Origin of the sequence: Maribacter sp. R86514 (genome assembly GCF_044597005.1) — a bacterium.
Lineage (GTDB): Bacteria > Bacteroidota > Bacteroidia > Flavobacteriales > Flavobacteriaceae > Maribacter.
Genome location: NZ_CP138999.1, coordinates 3,573,027 through 3,592,660 on the forward strand (window position 1 = coordinate 3,573,027; position 19,634 = coordinate 3,592,660).

Consider the following 19,634-nt stretch of genomic DNA (forward strand, 5'->3'; position numbering starts at 1 on the left):
GCTGTTTACTACATTAATTAACATTTGTGATTTTTCTTGTAGAGATAAGCCATTTAAATGTATGTACTCCAAACAATCATTTTAATTGGTATAACCTTTTACAGATTGATCTAACAATGCCTTAAGTTATTAATTTACATCATACATCATACATCATAAGTCATAGACTTAATTTGTTTTAATCAACCAGTCTTCAAAGAAATCAATTCCCAATCTTGCCCTAAAGAACTGTAAGTACAAATTTTCTCAAATCCTACGGCGTAATGTGCCCCAAGAGAACGGGAGTTAGTTGCGTCAACTTCAGTGATAATTGCATCGTATTTTGGGTAAGAAGCAATTTTCATAGCATTATAAAGTCCGCGGAAAATCCCCATTTTTCTATGGGTCTTAGCAACACAGATTTGCCCCATAGTAATAAAATTTTGAATATTTACGTTATCTAATTCGGTAAACATAGGTCTTAAAACAGAGATTTCATCTTTAAAGTCATCGGTCATTGAAAGGGCGTAACCGACTACGTTATCTCCATCTTTCGCAATAATATGCGGACAAGCATTATTCATTCTAGTAAGTACATCTAAAGTGTGGTGTACGGTAACAAAACCTTCTTTTTCCATTTCATCGCTAGAAACAGCTGATTTTAAATTCATCTGCTGTAAAGAAAGAATCTGTATCAATTCTTCATTTGTTGTGGCGGTGGTATATATCAAATTCATTTACTCAATTTTTAACCAAGCTTTGCGGGCTTTTAATACTTTTTTTGAAGGAGCTTCCTCATTTTTCTCAATCAAGCTAATAGTGTAGTTAGGGTCAGCGGTCAAGGTGACTTCGGTTTTCCTTTCGGATCCATCCCGTAAAAAGCTTATTGAAAGATTGTCATTTGGCTTAAATTCATTTTCTATGAACTTGTTGAACTGAATGCCGTTGGGGAATTTATCTCCATTAATAGCGGTAATGATATCGCCTTTATTTAGTCCGGCAATATAAGCGGGACTCCCAGTTTTGGTATTGCTTCTAATTTTACCGTTTAAATCGTCTGTTATAGATACAGCAGCGCCAAAATAAGCAGCCTCTTTGTTTTGAGATAAACTTACCCCAACAGTTTTAAATAGTTCGGTATAGCTTGGCATTTCGCTTTTGTAGATGAAGCTATTAAAGAAGTTATTACCAAAATCTTCGCCAGCGTAGGTGTTTAAAGTTTTATTCAAGTTTTCAATGGTATATGAATTTTCAGATCTCCCGTAGGTAGTCCACACCAGTTTCATAAAATCATCTAGATTCAAACCTTTCTCTCTTAAAGAAAGGTCTAGGGCTAAACCTAGAACACTACCATAAGAATAATAAGAAATAAATGTGTTCTCTCTATTTACCGGGTCTACAGAGGTTGCGGCATCTACAAATGGAGCCTGGTAGCTCATTTCAATTGGGTTGAAAAACTGCCTTGCGGGTGAATTCCAGACATAATTGAAAGTACCTGTTAATCCCTCTACATATTTTTTAGGTGTAATTAATCCTGCTCTGCAAAGTATCAGATTGGTGTAGTAGCTGGTAAAACCTTCTGCAAACCAAAGCTCACCGCTCATGTTAGCTTCTTCAAAATTAAAGGGTTCTAAAGATTTTGGTCGTATACGTTCAACGTTCCAACTATGAAAAAACTCATGAGAAACGGTGCCAATATTACCATCCATGTCGCCATTTGCCAAAGTTCTAGTGCTAGTTAAAATGGTAGAATTTCTATGCTCCATACCATCACCAGAAGCATTTGGTATATAGCAGGCTAAAAAGGTATATGACCCGTAATCGAATGTAGGTAGTTCACCAAAAACCTCTTTTTCAGCCAGAACAACTTTTTTTACTTTCTCAAAATATTTATCAGCCTCTTCTTCGGTACCAGGGTCATGCAAAGCTAATTTTATGATTTGATCGTCTACAGTGAATTCGCGAACCTTGTGGTTGCTCAGTTCTGTTGGGCTATCCATAAAATAATATAGATTTGGAGCGCTGTAGGTATTGTCTTTTACTTGAGGTAATTGCGTGGCCACCTTCCACTTAAGGTCATCTCTGGTTTTAAAATCTACTTCTATTTTTCTGTCTTTTAGAGAAGGGGCGTACATAAATGTAGCCGGTATATTTAAATGTGCATGGGTTTCGTCTATTTGCGAATAGGTGCCATCACCTCTATTGGCAAAAAGGGTATAAGAGATTTTAACGGTACCGTCATGTCCAAAAACGTTCCATTCGTACGGGTTGGTTCTTGTGACCTTCAGGTTGTTACCTTTACTGTCTATAGCTTTAAAGTTATAAACGTTTTTAGCAAATTCATGTAGTGCATACCTGCCAGGCGATGTTCTGCTCATTCTCAGGGATAAAGTATCTGATGATACTTTTATGAATGTAGCTGAGATATTTGCCTCATGATGTTGGGCATTCTCAAAAGAAATAGTGTAAGAATTAGTCTGGGCGAATAGTTGAACAGATTGTAATCCGCAGAATAAAAGAATAAAGAGATAGCGCATACTTAGATTTTTAGCTAAGATAATGAAGCTAATTTAGGTATGTGCCTTCAATATTTTATTTGGTACAATGTTGGCTATGTCGTTTGGTTTTGTTCAAAATTACCTTCTATATTTTCTTTGATACCCTTCAATAAATATTCGGTAATAGGTTTGGTAACAAAATCTGCTACTAAGGGTTTTTTCTTTAGTTTTTCAATATCATCCCTATATGCAGATGAGGTGAGTACAAATACCATACAATTATCTGTAGAGGCCAACGATTCAAGCTCATCCATAAATTCCCAACCGTTCATGACCGGCATGTTAAGGTCAAGAAATATAATATAGTTTTTTTGGTCTGAATATTCTTTGTTCAAATATTCTATAGCAAGCTTTCCGTTAAGAAAACTTATAGTATCCCCTTTTAAATCTGCGTGCTTAATACCTTTTTCTAATAAAAAAGTAAAAATGGGATCATCTTCAATCAGCAATATTTCGTAGTTCATATAATATCGTCTATATCAATGGCATTAATGGTATTTTCAACTATATCTTTTATTACATGGTCAATTTCATCTGCAGAATTTACTATAAAGTTAAGAATTTGTTCTCTTTCTTCAGCTTTTAATTTTTCATTATCATCTCTTAGCAAATCTACCAATCCCATTAGTCTTGCAACAGGGGCTCTGACGATGTGCGATTGGGTCCAAGCAATTTTTCTCAATTGCGCATTCTGTTCTTCAATTGCTTTTAAATGCTGAACCTTAATAGTAACGTCTTTGGCATTTACTACTATACCGTTAATAGTGGGTTCTTCTAATTTATTCGTAATAATGGTTTCTAACCATATCCAGTGGCCTGATCCATGTCTAAAACGAAATGGTTTTATGTTTACCTGTGGTATTTTGAGAACTTTTATGAACTCTTCGTATACCATATCATAATCATCTTTGTGTACGTGTACAAAGGCATTGGTGCCAACGAACTCTTCTGGAGTAATATTCAGAATCTTAGACGTAGTTGGGCTAGCATAAGAAAAATTCGCTTTTTCGTCTACAATACAGATCATATCACTGCCTTCTTGAACTAGCGTTTTATAACGACGCTCACTTTGTATCAATTGCTCTTTTGCGTTTCTGGTTTCGTGAATGTCTCTAGACGTAATAACGACACCTTGAATTGAAGGTTCTTCTAATTGGTTTGATACATTGGCTATAAACCATCGCCATTCGCCAAACTTGTTCCTAAATCTAAAAGATTCTATAATAACCGAAACATGACTGGCTATCAAATCAAATTTAGCTTTTACTCGGTCTAGGTCATCGGGGTGTATGAAATCAAAGGCATTCTTGCCCATAAACTCTTCTGGGCTCATATGAATGACCTTTGTTGAACTAGGACTTACATATTTAAAATTACCCTCTATGTCTAAAATGGAAATAATATCGCTACTCTCTTGAACCAATGTTTTAAATCTGCGTTCACTGTTTTCTAATTTGAGATCAGATTTTTTCTTTTCGGTATTATCTCTGGCAATACAATAAAAAACCCCTTCTTTTTCGTCCCAATTAGATGACCAGAGCATTGGTACCACATGTCCGTCTTTATGTATATACCTGTTTTCGAAATTGACTATTTTTTCTCCAGATGATACAGAGGAGGCAGATTTTTCGGTTACTATCTTATCCTCTTCATACACCAGATCCATATAGTTGGTGCCTATAATTTCTTTAGGGCTATAGCCCCATATTTCTTTACTGGCTTGGTTTACAGTTAGAAAGTACCCGTCTTCATCGATGGTGCAAATTATATCTAAAGAAGTATCCATTATTTTTTGCATCTCTTCTTTAGCGTTGATCAATACTTGTTGGGATAAAACTTCAGAAGTGATATCTTTTAGAAAACAGGTAATGCCAATGGTTTCCCCTTCTTTATTATACATAAGGTCAAAAGAGGTTAGGCCATAGGTGGTCCAAAACTTTTTTGGGTTTTGAATTTTTTGCTTTACTGAAAACCTACCGTTGTCCAGAGCTCTTTGATAGTAAGATTTCCATTTTTTTGTTACTTGTAAGGGTACTTCGTCAGAAAAAACGGGATCACCTTCTTTGAAAGGGGTTCCTTGAATTTTTTCAACTAAATCGTGAAAGGCGGTGTTAGCGGTAATCAAGTTGAAATCTAGATCAATAGACCACATAAGATCTCTGGTGCTGTTGATCATTGCATCTTGATTGTTTTTGATTCTTTGAAGTTCGGTAGAAAAACTTTTCTTTTCGGTAACATCTTGTATGGTACCATACATTAACAAAGGTTCTTTTTTAGGGCTCCATTTAAGCACTTTGCCTTCTTCGTAAATCCATTTATAACTACCGTCTTTCTGTAGAAATCTATATTGCACATTACAACTTACAGATGGGTAAGTTAAACAATCATGCATTTTTTTCTTGACTAACGGCAGATCATCTTTGTGAATACGACTAAACCAGTGGTCAGTTTTAAAATCTTTTAAAGAATCTTTATCTAAACTAAAAATTTCAAGACCTTGTTCATTGAGGATAAGGCTATCATTTGCAAGGTCGCGTTCCCATATTCCAATACCCGTTGCAGAAACAATATTATCTAGTAGTTTGCCTTTTCTCTCTAAATCTATTTTTTGCTCTAATTCTAATTTTTTGGCTTTTCGTAATTCAAATAAATGAACCACTTGTTTAGCCAAGGTTTTTAGACCTTTTATTTGTGTGTCGTCTAGTTCCCTAACTTTATTGTCAAGCACACATAGCGAACCCAAACGGTTACCATTGGGAGAGGTCAATGAAGCACCGGCATAAAACTTTATACCGGGATCATTTTTTACTACTGAAAAATGTGCAAAACGGTTATCGTTTTGAGCGTTTTCAACTATAAACAAGTCTAGATCATCTTCAATAATATATTTACAGAAAGACTCACTTAAAGGTGTTTCGTTATAATCTATTCCGTGGTGAGATTTAAAAAACTGTTTTTTATCATCAATTAAAGAAATAAGGCTAGTAGGTGTATCGCAAATAGAAGCCGCTAACGATGTAATTTCATCATATATGGCTTCAGGGTCGGTATCCATGACATCAAATGACATCAAAGTTTCCAACCTATTTGTATCTATAATATTACCGCCTTTCATTTTATATTGACCAAAAGATATACTTAATCTAATACTTTAATATCAAAGTAGGAAATTTCTCCAAAAAAAAGAGTCAAAAATAACAAATAACTTTATAAATTATTTACAAATAGTATATTCTTTTTATGTTTTTTGATCATTTTTATTATGGTGTAACTAATTGGTAATCAGGTTTATATTCGATATTTTAGTATTTTGGGTAGATAATTGTCTGAACATCAGAAATATCTTCAGTGGTTTAGCTAAAATTTTAGGAAATTGTTAATTATCCCGCGTTCATTTCAAAGAAAGGCTATTTTTGTGATATGATCCAACTGCCCAAAAAATTACAACGCGTTATAGCGGCGCGTAAAAAAGAGGAAATCTTTCGTTCACTTGAGTCTAAAGAAGGTTTAATTGACTTTGTTTCTAACGACTACTTAGGATTTGCATCAAACGAAGCCTTGTTTTCTAAGACATTTCAATTATTACTTACAGAAAGTGTAGCATCAAATGGATCAGGAGGATCTAGGTTGCTTTCTGGCAATCATAAATTGTACAACAAATTAGAGCCCTTGTTGGCTAATTTTTATAAATCTGAGGCGGCATTGGTATTCAATTCTGGTTATGATGCTAATATGGGGCTGTTTAGTGCTTTGCCCCAAAGAGGGGATTTAGTGTTTTATGATGAATATGTTCACGCCAGTATACGAGAAGGTATACGAATGAGCCATGCAAAAGCTTATAGTTTTCTGCATAATGATTTATCAAGCTTAAAAGACAAAGTAGATTTAAATACGGCCAGAAACGAACAAAAAGATAGTGCTGTTTATATTGTTACAGAAAGTGTTTTCTCTATGGATGGAGATACGCCCGATTTAAAAGCCTTTGCAAAATATGCAAAGTCCAACGATTATAATTTAATAGTCGATGAAGCACATGCTGTTGGTGTATTAGGAAAAAACGGAGAAGGATTAATACCTGAATTAAAGCTAGAAAAAGATGTTTTCGCAAGAACAGTTACTTTTGGTAAAGCCTATGGTAGTCATGGGGCAGCAGTTCTGGGTTCTATAGATTTAAGAGATTATTTAGTAAACTTTGCGAAATCATTTATTTATACCACAGCATTAACGCCGCATACCTTAGCTACTATAATTACGGCTCATGAACAAATGGGTGATTTAGGAAAAGAACCGAATAAATTACTAAAAGAGCATATAGATTTTTTCAAAAAGCAATTAAAGGCCCATAAAATAGAACAGCTATTTATACCTAGCGAAACTGCAATACAAGGTTGTATAATTTCGGGTTCAAAACAAGCAAAGTTAGTGGCTAAAAAATTAATTGATAAGGGCTTTAATATCAAAGCAATTCTTTCACCAACGGTACCAGAAGGTCAAGAGCGATTAAGAATATGTTTGCATAGTTTCAATTCTAAAGAAGAAATAGGATTGTTGGTAAAATTACTATCTAGTTTTATTTAAACATATATGGAAGATAAATTTTATCAACTGGCAACTTTTGAATATGTTGCTGATGTACAGATTGTAAAAGGCAAGTTAGAGTCTGAGGGTATACCGGTATTTCTTAGAGATGAAAATACATTAAATTCTGACCCACTTATCAGTAATGCCATTGGTGGTGTAAAGCTACAGGTCTATTCAAAAGACAAAGAGAGGGCAATTAAGATATATGATGAAATAAGGGCTTATGCCGTTGATAATAATGGAAAACCGATTATTTGTCCGAATTGTAAGGCTCAAAAATCTGAACCTTATTATAACAGTACAGGTCTATTTTATAAACTTTTTCCTTTTTTTGAAAAAAGAAAATATAAGTGCCTAAATTGTGGTATGATCACTAATTCAAATAATGAATAATATGCAAAAGATATTTGTATCAGGAATTTCAACAGAAGTAGGAAAAACTATTGCATCTGCAATTTTTACCGAAGCTTTAAAGGCGGATTATTGGAAACCGGTACAAGCCGGTGATTTGGATAATACCGATTCCGATAAGGTGAAAAGACTAATATCTAATGATCAGACTAAATTTCACGAAAGCAGTTATAACTTAAAATTACCAATGAGTCCGCATGCAGCGGCAGAGATAGAGGGTGTTAGAATTGATAGATTTCATATTAATGAGCCAGAAACAACTAATGATTTGGTTATAGAAGGTTCAGGTGGTCTTTTAGTTCCTTTAAATGAAGAAGATACGATGTTCGATATCATTATGCCAGATTACAAGGTAGTGGTGGTTTCTAGAAATTATTTGGGTAGTATTAATCATTCTCTATTGACCATAAATTGGTTGTTACAAAAAGGCTATGAGGTTTCCGTACTATTTAGTGGTGAGGCCAACCCACATACAGAAAATATAATTCTACATAAAACAGGAGTATCTTTAATAGGTAGGATAGATGAAGAAAAGGAATTTACCAAAGAGGTAATCAAAAAATACGCTGATAAATTTGAAGGTGTTTTAAGAACATTATAATCGTTGTAAAATTTCGGCATTTTCTACCGTGGCAATTACCTTATAATGTTTAGCTAAATATGCGTCTATATATTCATTTTCTTCAATTTCTTTTTTGTCGAAAATTCGCTTGCCCTTACGTATAACCACTGTTTGGGGGCGTAATTCATGCATGATATAATTAATTTCTTCAACAGAATTTTTTCTGGGGTTACCGTAAAAAGTAAATAGTTCATTTCTACATATATTACTTGGGTGTGTAGAGGCGGTTGTAGGTGGTAAAGTGTCTAAATTCCAATAGCCAATGTGGTACTCAAAGAATATAATGTTTTCGGTATCTAAATTATGTTCTAAAATATACTGTGGTGCAGCAAAGCCTTCTCCATTGAAAAATGTGCCCTTTTCAAATTTATTTTTCAAGACGTTCGCATATTCCAGATAACTTTCGGCGGGTATTAATAATGCAATAAAAGCGGCATAAACCGGTAATTTAGGTTTGTACTGTATTATTAAGTTGTAACTAACTATCGCAACCAGAATAAGCAACATGGGGTGCAATTGAATAAGGTAATGACCGTTGATTCTTCCTCCTTTTGCAAAAGAGAATAATACCCCGATAAGGGCAACTAATAGCAGTTGTATGGTTCTATTTTTAAAATCAAGTTTTTTGCTTTTAAAGGCATAGACAAGAAAAATTCCTGTAATGACGAAAATAGGTGCAAGTTTAAAAATAGAATATCTTCTTGCTCCGGTATATTCTAATGGTGCCAATACTACAGACTCCCACCAGATATAAGTTTGATTGGTTATATAGTATGGTAAAATAGTCCCTACAATTACGGTAATTACCCCTGTTGCAAAAAGTAAAACATGAAGAAAGGATATGTTGGTTTTCTTAAAAATAGCCTCATATGTCAAGAATATACCAATGAATAGAATAGGGAAAGCCATGTTCAATTTTACCATAACCGTTGCGCCCATTAATAGTCCGGCAAAGAAAATATAACCGAGAGACTTTTTAGTTTGCAAAAGATAAATGGCGGGCACAAAAAGCGCAATACAAATATGTTCTGACATTACACCTTGCAGGCTGCCAAAAAGGCTTAAAAGAACAATACAAAATACACCAACAATAATAGAACCCTTTTTTGGGATTATGGTAGAAGCGATTTTATAGTTGTAAAAAGCGGTTATGGCAACCAATAACACACCGGCAAACCTAATGGCGACAAAGCTTTTACCAAATACAGTAATAATAGCGGCAAAGAATGCAAAGGTCAGTGGTGGCTTTAAATCCCATAATTGTGTGTAGGGTAGAAAACCATTTGCCCAAGATTGCCCTAATAGTATAAACGTACTTTCATCGCGATCAATGTAATCTCTAAAGAAGAAGGGGAAACGTATGAAAAAAGTGATTAAAGAAAGTATGAGAAATACAGTAGTATTTTTCATTTGGGAAAAATTTAAAAAGGCATTTTTGTTTCTTTCTAGAGGCATCTATTTATTGCGGTTTATTTCCCGATCTTTGCAAGATAGATAAAATGAAGAATTATAAATTCTATGAAAGTGGAAAATCTATCTAGTCGAGATAAAAAATATTTATGGCATCCATTGACCCAGCATAAGTTGGGTAAACCACAGTTACCAATAACAAGGGCAAAGGGTGCTTTATTGTTTGATGATGAAGGGAATGAATATATTGATGGTATAGCATCTTGGTATACCGTAATGTATGGTCATGCAAATGATCATATAATCTCAGCAATGAGCCAGCAAATGCAGAAGTTGGATTTTGTAATGTTTAGTGGTTTAACTCACGAACCGGCCATAGAATTATCTGAAAAATTAATGACTATTTTGCCCGATAATCAAGCAAAGCTATTTTTCAACGATAATGGTTCTACCGCTATTGAAGCTGCGATAAAAATGTCGCTTCAATATTTTCATAATAATGGGGAGAAAAGAGATACGTTGATTGCTTTTGAAGATGGTTTTCATGGCGATACATTTGGGGCAATGAGCGCATCAGGTCTGTCGTCTTACAATGGTCCCTTTGAAGATTTCCTTTTAAAAGTGGTTCGAATACCTGTTCCGCAAGAAGATAATATTGAAGAAGTAAAAACCACGCTTTCTAAAATTTTAAATGAAAATGATTGTGCTGCATTTGTTTTTGAACCTTTAGTACAAGGAGCTGCTGGTATGAAATTTCATTCCGCAGAAGGATTGGATGCTTTAATAAGTCTATGCCAAGAACAAGAGGTGTTATGTATTGCCGATGAAATAATGACCGGTTTTGGTAAAACAGGAAAGAACTTTGCTTCGGATCATTTATCGAACAAGCCCGATGTTATTTGTCTAAGTAAGGCGTTAACGGCAGGTATGTTTCCTTTGAGTATTACCAGTTGTTCACAGAAAATTTATGACCGTTTTCTTAGTGATGAGGTGCATAAAGGTTTTTTTCATGCGCATACTTTTAGCGCGCATCCTTTAGGTTGTGCAGCTGCTTTGGTAGGAATTGAACTTTTAAATTCACCGGAAATTATAGAAAGAAGAACATATATCGAAAATGCGCATAACTTATACGCGGGCAAAATTCAGAATCATGAGAGAGTAAAAGAGGTTAGGGTAATGGGTGCTATTCTTGCTATAGACCTTGAAATAGAAATGGAACGTTATGGTAGCTTGCGAGACGAACTTTATAACTTCTTTTTAGAAAGAGGGGTGTTGTTAAGACCTTTGGGCAATACTATTTATACCTTGCCTCCCTACGTAATTACAGATATTCAACTTCAGAAAATTTACGACTCTATCACCGAAGCTTTAAATACATTTTAGATTAAATTTTGAAAGAAAAAATATCCATAACAGCTATAGCCTCAATGTCACCTTTAGGTAGTACGTTAAAAGAAGCTTGGCAATCATATAAGAACAAAGAGCATTACTTTTCTTTATCAGAAATAAATGGTTCTGAAACTTGGGCGGCACCCTTATCTACATCTGCGAGATTACTAGTAGAAGAACTAAGGGGATCTGATAGTAAATACAAAAAATTAGATGACAGTGTGCTATTCGCAATGGTAGCTTCAAGAATGGCAGTGAAGCAATCTGGTTGGGAAAACACCTCCGATTTTGGTATTAACATGGGCTCTTCTAGAGGGGCTACAAAGTTGTTTGAAGAATATCATGCTGAATTTTTAGAAACCGGTATTTCATCAACATTAAGTTCACCTACTACTACGCTTGGTAATATATCATCATGGGTATCTCATGATTTAGGAGCAACCGGACCAGAAATATCACATTCCATTACCTGTTCCACAGGCTTACATTCGGTATTGAATGGGGTAGCGTGGCTAAATAGCGGAATGGCAAATAAGTTTTTGGTAGGTGCCAGTGAAGCTCCGTTGACCAATTTTACTATTGCCCAAATGAAGGCATTAAAGATTTATGCCAAAGCACCTGCTTCTAGTTCTGCTTCGGTAGTCGATAACTTAGCGGTAACTGAGCGTAGCCGAAGTTATCCGTGCCAAGCATTGAACATGCAAAAACAATATAATACCATGATTTTGGGCGAAGCAGCTTCGGTGGCTTGTTTAGAAACGGGTGTGGTAGAAAATGCACTAGCAGTTATTGAAGGCGTAGGGTTTGCTACCGAAATTTTAAAACATAATACTTCCATTTCCGCGAACGCCGTTTGCTTTCAAAAATCCATGAAGATGGCTTTGGGTAATTTAGATGTTGCCGAGGTAGATGCTATTGTAATGCATGCGCCAGGTACTATAAAAGGAGATTCATCAGAATTTAATGCCATTAAGGAAGTGTTTGGTGAGCATATGCCCCAATTAACCACTAATAAGTGGAAAATAGGGCATACGTTCGCAACATCAGGAATGCTAAATCTAGAACTGGCGATTTTAATGTTGCAGCATAATAAGATGATTTCAGTACCTTTTGTAGCATCGGAATCAAAGAATAGAAATCTTAAAAAAATACTGATAAATGCTGTAGGTTTTGGTGGCAATGCAGTAAGTATTTTGATAAGTAAAAATGAATAATCAACTTTAGATAACGGGGTAAGTCATTATTTTAAAAACATCCAATTATTTTTTCAATATAAATTCCGTTATTTTTGAACTCTGGTAACAACCTAAGATTATATGAGCGAAGCAAGACATAATTGGTCAAAAGAAGAAATCCTAGAAATATACAACAAGCCTTTAATGGAGCTACTTTATGAAGCAGCGACCGTACACAGGAAAAATCATGATCCCAATACGGTACAAGTTTCTACATTGCTTTCTATTAAAACAGGCGGTTGTCCAGAAGATTGTGGCTATTGCCCGCAAGCAGCACGTTACCATACGGATATTGAAGGTAACGATCTTATGGCCGTTTCTCAGGTAAAAGCTCAGGCCTTAAGGGCAAAAGCGTCAGGTAGTTCTCGTGTATGTATGGGTGCTGCTTGGAGAAACGTAAAAGACGGACCTGAATTTGATCAAGTATTAGAAATGGTACGTACCATTAACAAGCTTGATATGGAGGTTTGTTGTACGTTAGGTATGATTACAGAGAATCAAGCAAAACGTTTAGCAGAGGCAGGTTTATACGCTTACAACCACAATTTAGATACTTCAGAAGATTATTATAAAGATGTTATTTCTACACGTGCCTTTGAAGATCGTTTAGATACTATTGAAAATGTTCGTAAAAGTAATGTAACCGTTTGTAGTGGTGGTATTATTGGTATGGGTGAAGCATTGGAAGATAGAGCAGGTATGTTAGTTGCTTTGACATCATTGAATCCTCAACCGGAATCAGTGCCAATTAATGCATTGGTTGCCGTAGAAGGTACGCCTATGGAAGATATAGCGCCAGTTTCTATATGGGATATGATTCGTATGGTCGCTACTACAAGAATAGTAATGCCAGAGACGCAGGTACGTTTATCTGCAGGTCGTACGGAAATGAGTAGGGAAGGGCAGGCAATGTGTTTCTTTGCCGGTGCCAATTCTATTTTTGCAGGCGATAAATTATTGACCACTCCAAATCCTGATGTAAATGAGGATATGGCGATGTTCAAGATGTTAGGTCTAAATCCGCAAAAGCCGTTTACAAAGGTATCACAGCCTAAAACTGTAGAAGCAGAAGATTCTCAGATTGAATCTTTGGGTGAAAAACCAAAATGGTCTAGACCTGGTCATTCAATTGAGCGTAATGAAAATGCAAAGCAGAAGGCTAAAATTGTTGAGTAATACTACATTATTACATTTTTAAGAAATTATTTTCTTAACGTTAATTACCTTTGTTTTCCCTAAAAAAACCAAGTGTAATTGAAGTTAACAGATATTCCAAGGGTAAAACATATTACCAAGGAGAACTTTATTAAAGATTACTTTAAACCTCAAAAGCCTGTTGTATTGGAACAGGCTATTGAAGATTGGCCTGCTTTTAAAAAGTGGAATCTAGATTATGTTAAGGAAATAGCTGGTGATATCACGGTGCCTTTATATGATGATAGACCTGTACAGCATAAAGATGGTTTCAATGAGCCACATGCCAAAATGAAAATGTCGGCATATGTGGATTTATTGAAGAAAGAGCCTACCAAGTATAGAATATTTCTTTGGAATATTTTGAAGGAAGTACCAGCACTGCAAAAGGATTATAAGTTTCCTGATTTCGGATTAAGGCTTTTAAAAGGGGTGCCTATGATGTTTTTTGGGGGACGTGACTCCTACACTTTCATGCATTACGATATAGATTTGGCGAACATATTTCACTTTCATTTCGATGGTGAAAAAGAGGTAGTGCTGTTTCCGCAGTCAGAAACGAAAAATCTATATAAGGTACCACATTCGTTAATTACCCATGAGAGCATAGATTTCTCAAATCCTGATTATGACAAGTGGCCGGCATTGAAAAATGCAAACGGATTTAAAACAACCCTCTCTCATGGAGAAGTTTTATATATGCCAGAAGGTTATTGGCACTATATGAAATATAACACTCCGGGGTTCTCAATGAGTTTAAGGGGATTGGCGCGTAATCCCAAAAACTTGGCGAAAGCATCGTATAATATTCTTATAATGCGTTATTATGATGTGCTTATGCGAAAGCTAAAAGGACAGGATTGGATTGATTGGAAAAATGAAAAGGCTATTTCTAGAACGAATAGTACGTTAAAAGCTTAAGGAATCAGTTCTTTTAATTTCTCATAAACCAGGTGACTTTCCCAGCCTCTGTATAATAAATAATCGGCTAGTTTTTTTCTACGCTTTTGAATGTTGGTTTCGGTAATCTGCTGTAATCTTTTATGGGCTAAATCATCTAAAGTAGTTAGGTATGCTTCAGGTTCAATTTCTTTTAAGGCAGTAGTAATATTGTATTTAGAAATATTTCTGAATTTCAATTCTCTAACAATTCTATTTTTTCCCCATTTTTTAATGTTGAATTTGCCACGAGCAAAGCTCTTTGCAAAACGCTCTTCATTTAAGAACCGGTCTTCAATAAGTTGAGCAATAATGGTATCAATAGCTAATGGGATCATGCCCATGTCTTTCAATTTTGAAACTACTTCTTTATGGCAGCGGTCTTGATAGGCGCAGTAGCTTTCTATTTTTTTAGTAGCTTCTTGAACAGTGTATGACTTTGCATGGTTCATCAATGCCAAAGTTATTATTCTCAAAGAATATAGCCTATCTTTTTCTCGGATGAATAGTGCAATATTTTTTTAGGTAAGTATTGTCAATGACTGGGTTAAATATTTTATTCTTTCTTGCAGGATGCTTTTTTAACTGTTCTGTTGGTCTGGTAGGCCTTTTTCAAAACCGCCACCACAATTGGGGCATACGTTCATTAAAACTTCAGTAACACAACCTTCACAAAAAGTACATTCGAAAGAACAGATCATTGCTTTATCGCTGTCATTCTGTAATTCGGTATCGCAGTTTTCACAGTTCAATCTTATTTCTAACATTTTCTTATTTTGCTTTTGTCAATGCCATTTTCAATGCAAGACCAGTTAATACTGAAGCCATAAACCATTTCTGTATTCTTTGCCAAATGGGCTGGTTAGAGAACCAACTTGCCATCTTAACAGCAGAAATCACAATTAAAAAATTAATTAAAAAACTGATGAATATTTGTATGATTCCAAGTTGAAAACTCTGATCTAATATAGAACCATATTCCGGTTTTATGAATTGTGGAAAAAAGGAAAGATAAAATACTGCCATTTTCGGATTTAAAATATTGGTCAAAAGTCCGGTTCGAAATAGCTTAAGCGACGTGTCAGATATCAAATTTTGATCAACATCAAAAAATTTATTTTTAGATTTTATAGAATTATATGCTAAGTATAATAAGTACCCGACCCCAAGAATTTTAACGATTACGAAAGCAAATGGTATTGCAAAAAATATAGCGGTTAGACCAAAAGATACCATAAGTATGTGAAATAAAAATCCGCTCATTACGCCCAAAAGGGATATGATTCCAGCTCTTTTTCCTTGCGACAATGACCTAGAGATTAAATAAATCATATTTGGTCCTGGTGAAAGCACCATTATCAAAGCCGCTAATCCGAATAATAATAAATCGTCAATAGGAATCATAGTTCTATTTTATATGATGTACTTTTTAAAGGTCAAAAGCACGGGGTTATTGTTTGAGATTTTCATAATAGGTCAGTACGTGTTCTGGAACAGCAATATCCTTTGGTAATAAATCGTCACTAATAGGAAATTCTGCAACTTGTTTTAAAGGGAGCAAACCGGCCCAAATAGGTAGCTTTAAATCTGCATTTTCGTCTTTAACCCCTACATCCCTTATTTTTGCAGAGGCAGTGGTTATGGTCATTTCGACCACTAGCGTGCCATCGAGCTCTTTTTTGTGTATAGGTCTTATTCCATCCCATCTACCGGGCATCATATGATCAACAACACATTTTAAGGCTTTTTCTTTCGAAACAAGATTCGTTGTTTTTTGTACGGTTCCGAACAATGTTGTCGATCTATAATTTACAGAGTGATGTAATCCAGAGCGTGCCAAGACCAGTGCATCTAAATGCATTACGGTCATACTTATTTCTTTATTTTCCAATAAAGCCAGTAACATTCTGTTTTTATGAGAGCCATGCAGGTAAATTTTATTACCATCTCTACCGTAGGCCATGGGCAGGCATATTGCTTTATTTTCATAAATATAACTTACATAGCCAACGAAGCCTGCATCAAGAATAGTATTGATTTTTTCTACATCGTACGTAGCTCTATTAGCTCCTCTTTTTACCTTGTTAATTTCGTTGATGGCGTAATCTTTCATGTAAAACATTTTTAAGACAGTTCAAAATTAATAGTTTTGTGGATGGTGTAAATCATCCAGAAATATATTTTTAAATAGTCCAGTTTATGATTCCATATAAAACAAGTATTCGTATAGACAGAACTTCTAAACAAGCCGTTTATCTGCAACTTACCAATCAGTTTATCACTTTGATTAAAAAAGGAATACTGGTCAAAGGAGCTAAATTACCAAGTAGTCGAGAGCTTGCTTTATTGATTAATGTGCATAGAAAAACTGTCATTACTTGTTATGAAGAACTTATCTTGCAAGGTTGGATAGAAAGTATACCGCAAAAAGGAACCTACGTTCATTCGAAGATTCCTATGTTGAAACAGCAAAAGTTAGGAGCTGATCGTATAGATTTAAAAGGTAAAGATGAAGCGGGATTTTCATTTAAAAAACAATCTTATTTAGATAGAAGTTTTCCGCAAAGCTTCAATAAAGAAAATCTCTATGTAAATGATGGGATCGGAGATGTTAGATTAGCGCCCAGAAATGCCATTGCCACATTGTATCGTAGTATTAGCGCAAAGAAGAGTACACCTTTATATATGGACTATGGCACAACGTATGGGAATTTAGAACTTAGAAAAACGTTGGTAAGTTATCTAAACGAAACAAGAGGGCTTCGTATAAGTATAGATAATATTATGATTACAAGGGGTAGTCAAATGAGTATGTTTTTGGCAGGTCAATTACTTTTTGATAAAGATGAGTATGTTATTATAGGAGAGACCAATTATAGTTCTTCTGATACTACTTTTGAATATGGTGGTGCTAAATTGTTACGGGTTAAAATTGATGGCGAAGGTCTACAAACTATTGAAATCAAAAAACTTTGTGAGAAATACAAGGTAAAGGCAGTATACACGACGCCACATCACCATCATCCTACCACAGTAACTCTTTCTGCAGAGCGGAGGATACAATTGTTGAATTTGGCAAAGACATATCGCTTTGCCATTATAGAAGATGACTACGACTATGATTTTCATTATAATCATTCGCCTATATTGCCCTTGGCTAGTCATGATATACATAATAATGTTATTTACGTAGGTTCTGTATGTAAAACTGTTGCCCCGGTATATCGTGTGGGATATTTAATTGCTTCTAAAACCTTTGTAGATGAATGTGCAAAACTGAGAAGGTTTATTGATCGTCAAGGTGATGCATTGTTAGAATTAACGTTTGCGGAATTCATAAAAGATGGAAGTTTGGATAGGCACATTAAAAAAACACTTAAAATCTATAAAACACGAAGAGATGAGTTTTGTGCCTTGTTAAGAGAAGAGTTAGGAGATTATTTTTCATTTGAAATACCAAAAGGAGGCATGGCTATTTGGGTGACATTGGATAAGCGATTTTCTTGGGAAAGTGTTGCGGAAATCGCGAAAAAAGAAAACCTAATATTTTTCGAGCTACAAAGATATGATATGGCAAAAACTAACCATAATGCTATTCGTATTGGTTTTGCAGCCTATAATAGAGAAGAGGCTAAAACTTTTGTTCATCGTTTAAAGAGCACAATGAAAGCATTGGATATTTAATTATAGGCACAAAAAAAGCGACTCTTTTGGGAGTCGCTTTTTTGTTAATATATTGTTTTACCGTCTTTATTTTTAAAACGATATTCTAGATACGTATACGCATCGCGCGGTTGAATTTTAATCCATTTTTTATACTCTAAGAACCATTTTGTTCTCATCGATGGAAAACCTTTTGTAATATAGGCTGCTATAAAGGGGTGTATATTTAAAGTTATACTGCTGTCCTTTTTAGGGCCTTTAAGAAGTTTTTCAAGGTCCGCTGTAATTTTATCTATTAAAACAATAGGTGCTTCCACCTGTTTCCCTGCATTATTAGGGTCCTCTTCAGTTGTTTTAATATTCATTTCAGGTCGTACCCTTTGTCGGGTGATCTGAATTAAACCAAATTTACTAGGAGGTAGTATTTTGTGTTTGGCACGATCATCTTTCATCTCATCTCTAAGATGTTCAAAAAGCCTTTTTCTATGTTGTGGTTTTACCATATCGATAAAATCTACCACTATAATTCCGCCCATATCACGAAGACGTAGTTGTCTTGCAATTTCAGAAGCGGATAAAAGATTTACCTCTAGGGCAGTATCTTCTTGATTTTTAGCTTTGTTTGATCTGTTACCACTATTAACGTCTATAACATGAAGTGCTTCAGTATGCTCTATAATTAAATAGGCTCCTTTGCTCATAGCTGCAGTACGGCCAAAAGACGTTTTAATTTGTCTTTCAATACCAAACTTTTCAAAAATAGGTACGTTGGTGTTATAGTGCTTTACGATGCTCTCTTTTTCTGGAGCGATCTCTGCCACATAATCCTTAATTTCATTAAATAAGGTGGTGTCATCCACATGTATTCCGGTAAAACTATCATTGAATACATCTCTTAATATAGAAGATGCTCTATTAAGTTCTACAAATACTTTTGATGGTGTTTGAGCACGATGTAATTTTTTACACATTGCTGTCCATTTGTTCAGCAAGTTTTCTAGATCTTTGTCAAGTTCTGCGACTTTTTGTCCCTCTGCGACTGTTCTAATGATAACACCAAAACCTTTAGGTTTAATGCTTCTAACGAGTCTTTTTAACCTGTCTTTCTCTTCTTTGCTACCTATCTTTTGAGATACGGAAACACGATCGGAAAAAGGAACCATTACCAAGTAACGCCCGGCTATTGATAGCTCAGAACTAATTCTTGGTCCTTTAGTAGATATAGGTTCTTTTACAATTTGAACCAATAATGATTGGTTCGCTTTTATAACATCGGTAATAACACCGTTTTTGTCAATATCGGTCTCGAACGGGAAATTTTCTAAAGTGTAATCCTTTAGTTTTCCTGTACTCACTTGTTTAATGAACTTAAGCATTGAAGATAATTGCGGACCAAGGTCATGGTAATGCAAGAATGCATCTTTTTCATAACCAACGTTTACAAACGCCGCATTTAGACCGGTAACCGGTTTTCTGATTTTGGCAAGAAATATATCGCCAACAGAAAAGTCGTTACTGTTTTCCTCTTTATGTAGTTCAGTGAGTTTTCCGTCCTTTAGCAAGGCAAAGTCAACAGATTGGGAACTAGATCTTACGATTAATTCTCTATTCACCTGAATATTTTTTTGTCGTTCACCTAAAATATAGGCAACG

The 19,634-nt window shown here is 35.0% G+C and carries 18 protein-coding genes; 8 read left to right on the forward strand and 10 right to left on the reverse strand.

The window, feature by feature from the left end; translation table 11 throughout:
• Nucleotides 1-182 precede the first annotated feature (182 nt).
• The 4 genes from SJY30_RS15650 to SJY30_RS15665 all read right to left on the reverse strand — a co-directional run bounded on the left by SJY30_RS15650 (nt 183) and on the right by SJY30_RS15665 (nt 5,652).
• Nucleotides 183-716, reverse strand: coding sequence for a GNAT family N-acetyltransferase (locus tag SJY30_RS15650; RefSeq protein WP_396633065.1), 534 nt, complete (start codon nt 714-716; stop codon nt 183-185).
• Nucleotides 717-2,516, reverse strand: a complete 1,800-nt coding sequence (locus tag SJY30_RS15655; RefSeq protein WP_396633066.1) for a M61 family metallopeptidase — start codon at nt 2,514-2,516, stop codon at nt 717-719. It abuts the gene before it with no gap.
• 74 nt (nt 2,517-2,590) lie between these two features.
• Nucleotides 2,591-3,001 (reverse strand): two-component system response regulator, encoded by a 411-nt coding sequence (locus tag SJY30_RS15660; RefSeq protein ID WP_396633067.1) that lies wholly within the window; start codon nt 2,999-3,001, stop codon nt 2,591-2,593.
• Complete coding sequence (locus SJY30_RS15665) at nt 2,998-5,652, reverse strand: PAS domain S-box protein (protein WP_396633068.1); 2,655 nt, start codon at nt 5,650-5,652, stop codon at nt 2,998-3,000. The genes SJY30_RS15660 and SJY30_RS15665 overlap by 4 nt, the downstream gene beginning before the upstream one ends.
• A 305-nt stretch (nt 5,653-5,957) precedes the next feature.
• Between SJY30_RS15665 and SJY30_RS15670 the strand changes: the two genes are divergently transcribed.
• From SJY30_RS15670 to bioD, 3 genes are read left to right on the forward strand one after another with little or no spacing between them, the layout of a single operon-like run.
• Nucleotides 5,958-7,115, forward strand: a complete 1,158-nt coding sequence (locus SJY30_RS15670; RefSeq protein ID WP_396633069.1) for an aminotransferase class I/II-fold pyridoxal phosphate-dependent enzyme — start codon at nt 5,958-5,960, stop codon at nt 7,113-7,115.
• A gap of 6 nt (nt 7,116-7,121) precedes the next feature.
• Nucleotides 7,122-7,511 (forward strand): DUF2007 domain-containing protein, encoded by a 390-nt coding sequence (locus SJY30_RS15675; protein WP_396633070.1) that lies wholly within the window; start codon nt 7,122-7,124, stop codon nt 7,509-7,511.
• Nucleotide 7,512: 1 nt separating this feature from the next.
• The gene (gene bioD, locus SJY30_RS15680) at nt 7,513-8,130 is read left to right on the forward strand and encodes a dethiobiotin synthase (RefSeq protein ID WP_396633071.1); all 618 of its coding nucleotides are present in this window, start codon (nt 7,513-7,515) and stop codon (nt 8,128-8,130) included.
• Here bioD and SJY30_RS15685 read toward each other — a convergent pair.
• Complete coding sequence (locus SJY30_RS15685) at nt 8,125-9,561, reverse strand: ArnT family glycosyltransferase (protein WP_396633072.1); 1,437 nt, start codon at nt 9,559-9,561, stop codon at nt 8,125-8,127. The genes bioD and SJY30_RS15685 overlap by 6 nt on opposite strands.
• Nucleotides 9,562-9,669: 108 nt before the next feature.
• Between SJY30_RS15685 and bioA the strand changes: the two genes are divergently transcribed.
• The 4 genes from bioA to SJY30_RS15705 all read left to right on the forward strand — a co-directional run bounded on the left by bioA (nt 9,670) and on the right by SJY30_RS15705 (nt 14,300).
• Complete coding sequence (gene bioA, locus SJY30_RS15690; RefSeq protein WP_396633073.1) at nt 9,670-10,944, forward strand: adenosylmethionine--8-amino-7-oxononanoate transaminase; 1,275 nt, start codon at nt 9,670-9,672, stop codon at nt 10,942-10,944.
• 8 nt (nt 10,945-10,952) lie between these two features.
• The gene (locus SJY30_RS15695) at nt 10,953-12,164 is read left to right on the forward strand and encodes a beta-ketoacyl synthase N-terminal-like domain-containing protein (RefSeq protein WP_396633074.1); all 1,212 of its coding nucleotides are present in this window, start codon (nt 10,953-10,955) and stop codon (nt 12,162-12,164) included.
• Between the two features lie 102 nt (nt 12,165-12,266).
• Nucleotides 12,267-13,361: a biotin synthase BioB gene (bioB, locus tag SJY30_RS15700; RefSeq protein WP_396633075.1), complete on the forward strand. Its 1,095-nt coding sequence runs from the start codon at nt 12,267-12,269 to the stop codon at nt 13,359-13,361.
• Between the two features lie 78 nt (nt 13,362-13,439).
• Nucleotides 13,440-14,300 (forward strand): cupin-like domain-containing protein, encoded by an 861-nt coding sequence (locus SJY30_RS15705; protein ID WP_396633076.1) that lies wholly within the window; start codon nt 13,440-13,442, stop codon nt 14,298-14,300.
• Here the strand turns inward: SJY30_RS15705 and SJY30_RS15710 are convergent.
• The 4 genes from SJY30_RS15710 to SJY30_RS15725 all read right to left on the reverse strand — a co-directional run bounded on the left by SJY30_RS15710 (nt 14,297) and on the right by SJY30_RS15725 (nt 16,431).
• Nucleotides 14,297-14,770, reverse strand: a complete 474-nt coding sequence (locus SJY30_RS15710) for a regulatory protein RecX (RefSeq protein WP_396633077.1) — start codon at nt 14,768-14,770, stop codon at nt 14,297-14,299. The two genes, SJY30_RS15705 and SJY30_RS15710, sit on opposite strands and share 4 nt — an antisense overlap.
• Nucleotides 14,771-14,899: 129 nt before the next feature.
• A complete protein-coding gene (locus SJY30_RS15715) occupies nt 14,900-15,085 on the reverse strand; it encodes a DUF1272 domain-containing protein (RefSeq protein WP_396633078.1) in 186 nt (61 codons plus the stop codon).
• A 4-nt stretch (nt 15,086-15,089) separates the two neighbouring features.
• Entirely contained in the window at nt 15,090-15,722 is a 633-nt protein-coding gene (locus tag SJY30_RS15720) for a LysE family translocator (protein WP_396633079.1), read from the reverse strand.
• Between the two features lie 46 nt (nt 15,723-15,768).
• Nucleotides 15,769-16,431 carry a pyridoxamine 5'-phosphate oxidase family protein gene (locus SJY30_RS15725; RefSeq protein ID WP_396633080.1) on the reverse strand — a complete coding sequence of 221 codons (663 nt, stop codon included), beginning with the start codon at nt 16,429-16,431 and terminating at the stop codon, nt 15,769-15,771.
• Between the two features lie 86 nt (nt 16,432-16,517).
• Here SJY30_RS15725 and SJY30_RS15730 point away from each other — a divergent pair, with 86 nt between their 5' ends.
• Nucleotides 16,518-18,002 carry a PLP-dependent aminotransferase family protein gene (locus tag SJY30_RS15730; protein ID WP_396633081.1) on the forward strand — a complete coding sequence of 495 codons (1,485 nt, stop codon included), beginning with the start codon at nt 16,518-16,520 and terminating at the stop codon, nt 18,000-18,002.
• A 44-nt stretch (nt 18,003-18,046) separates the two neighbouring features.
• Here the strand turns inward: SJY30_RS15730 and SJY30_RS15735 are convergent, their stop codons facing one another.
• Complete coding sequence (locus tag SJY30_RS15735) at nt 18,047-19,594, reverse strand: Rne/Rng family ribonuclease (RefSeq protein WP_396633082.1); 1,548 nt, start codon at nt 19,592-19,594, stop codon at nt 18,047-18,049.
• Between the last annotated feature and the right edge of the window lie 40 nt (nt 19,595-19,634).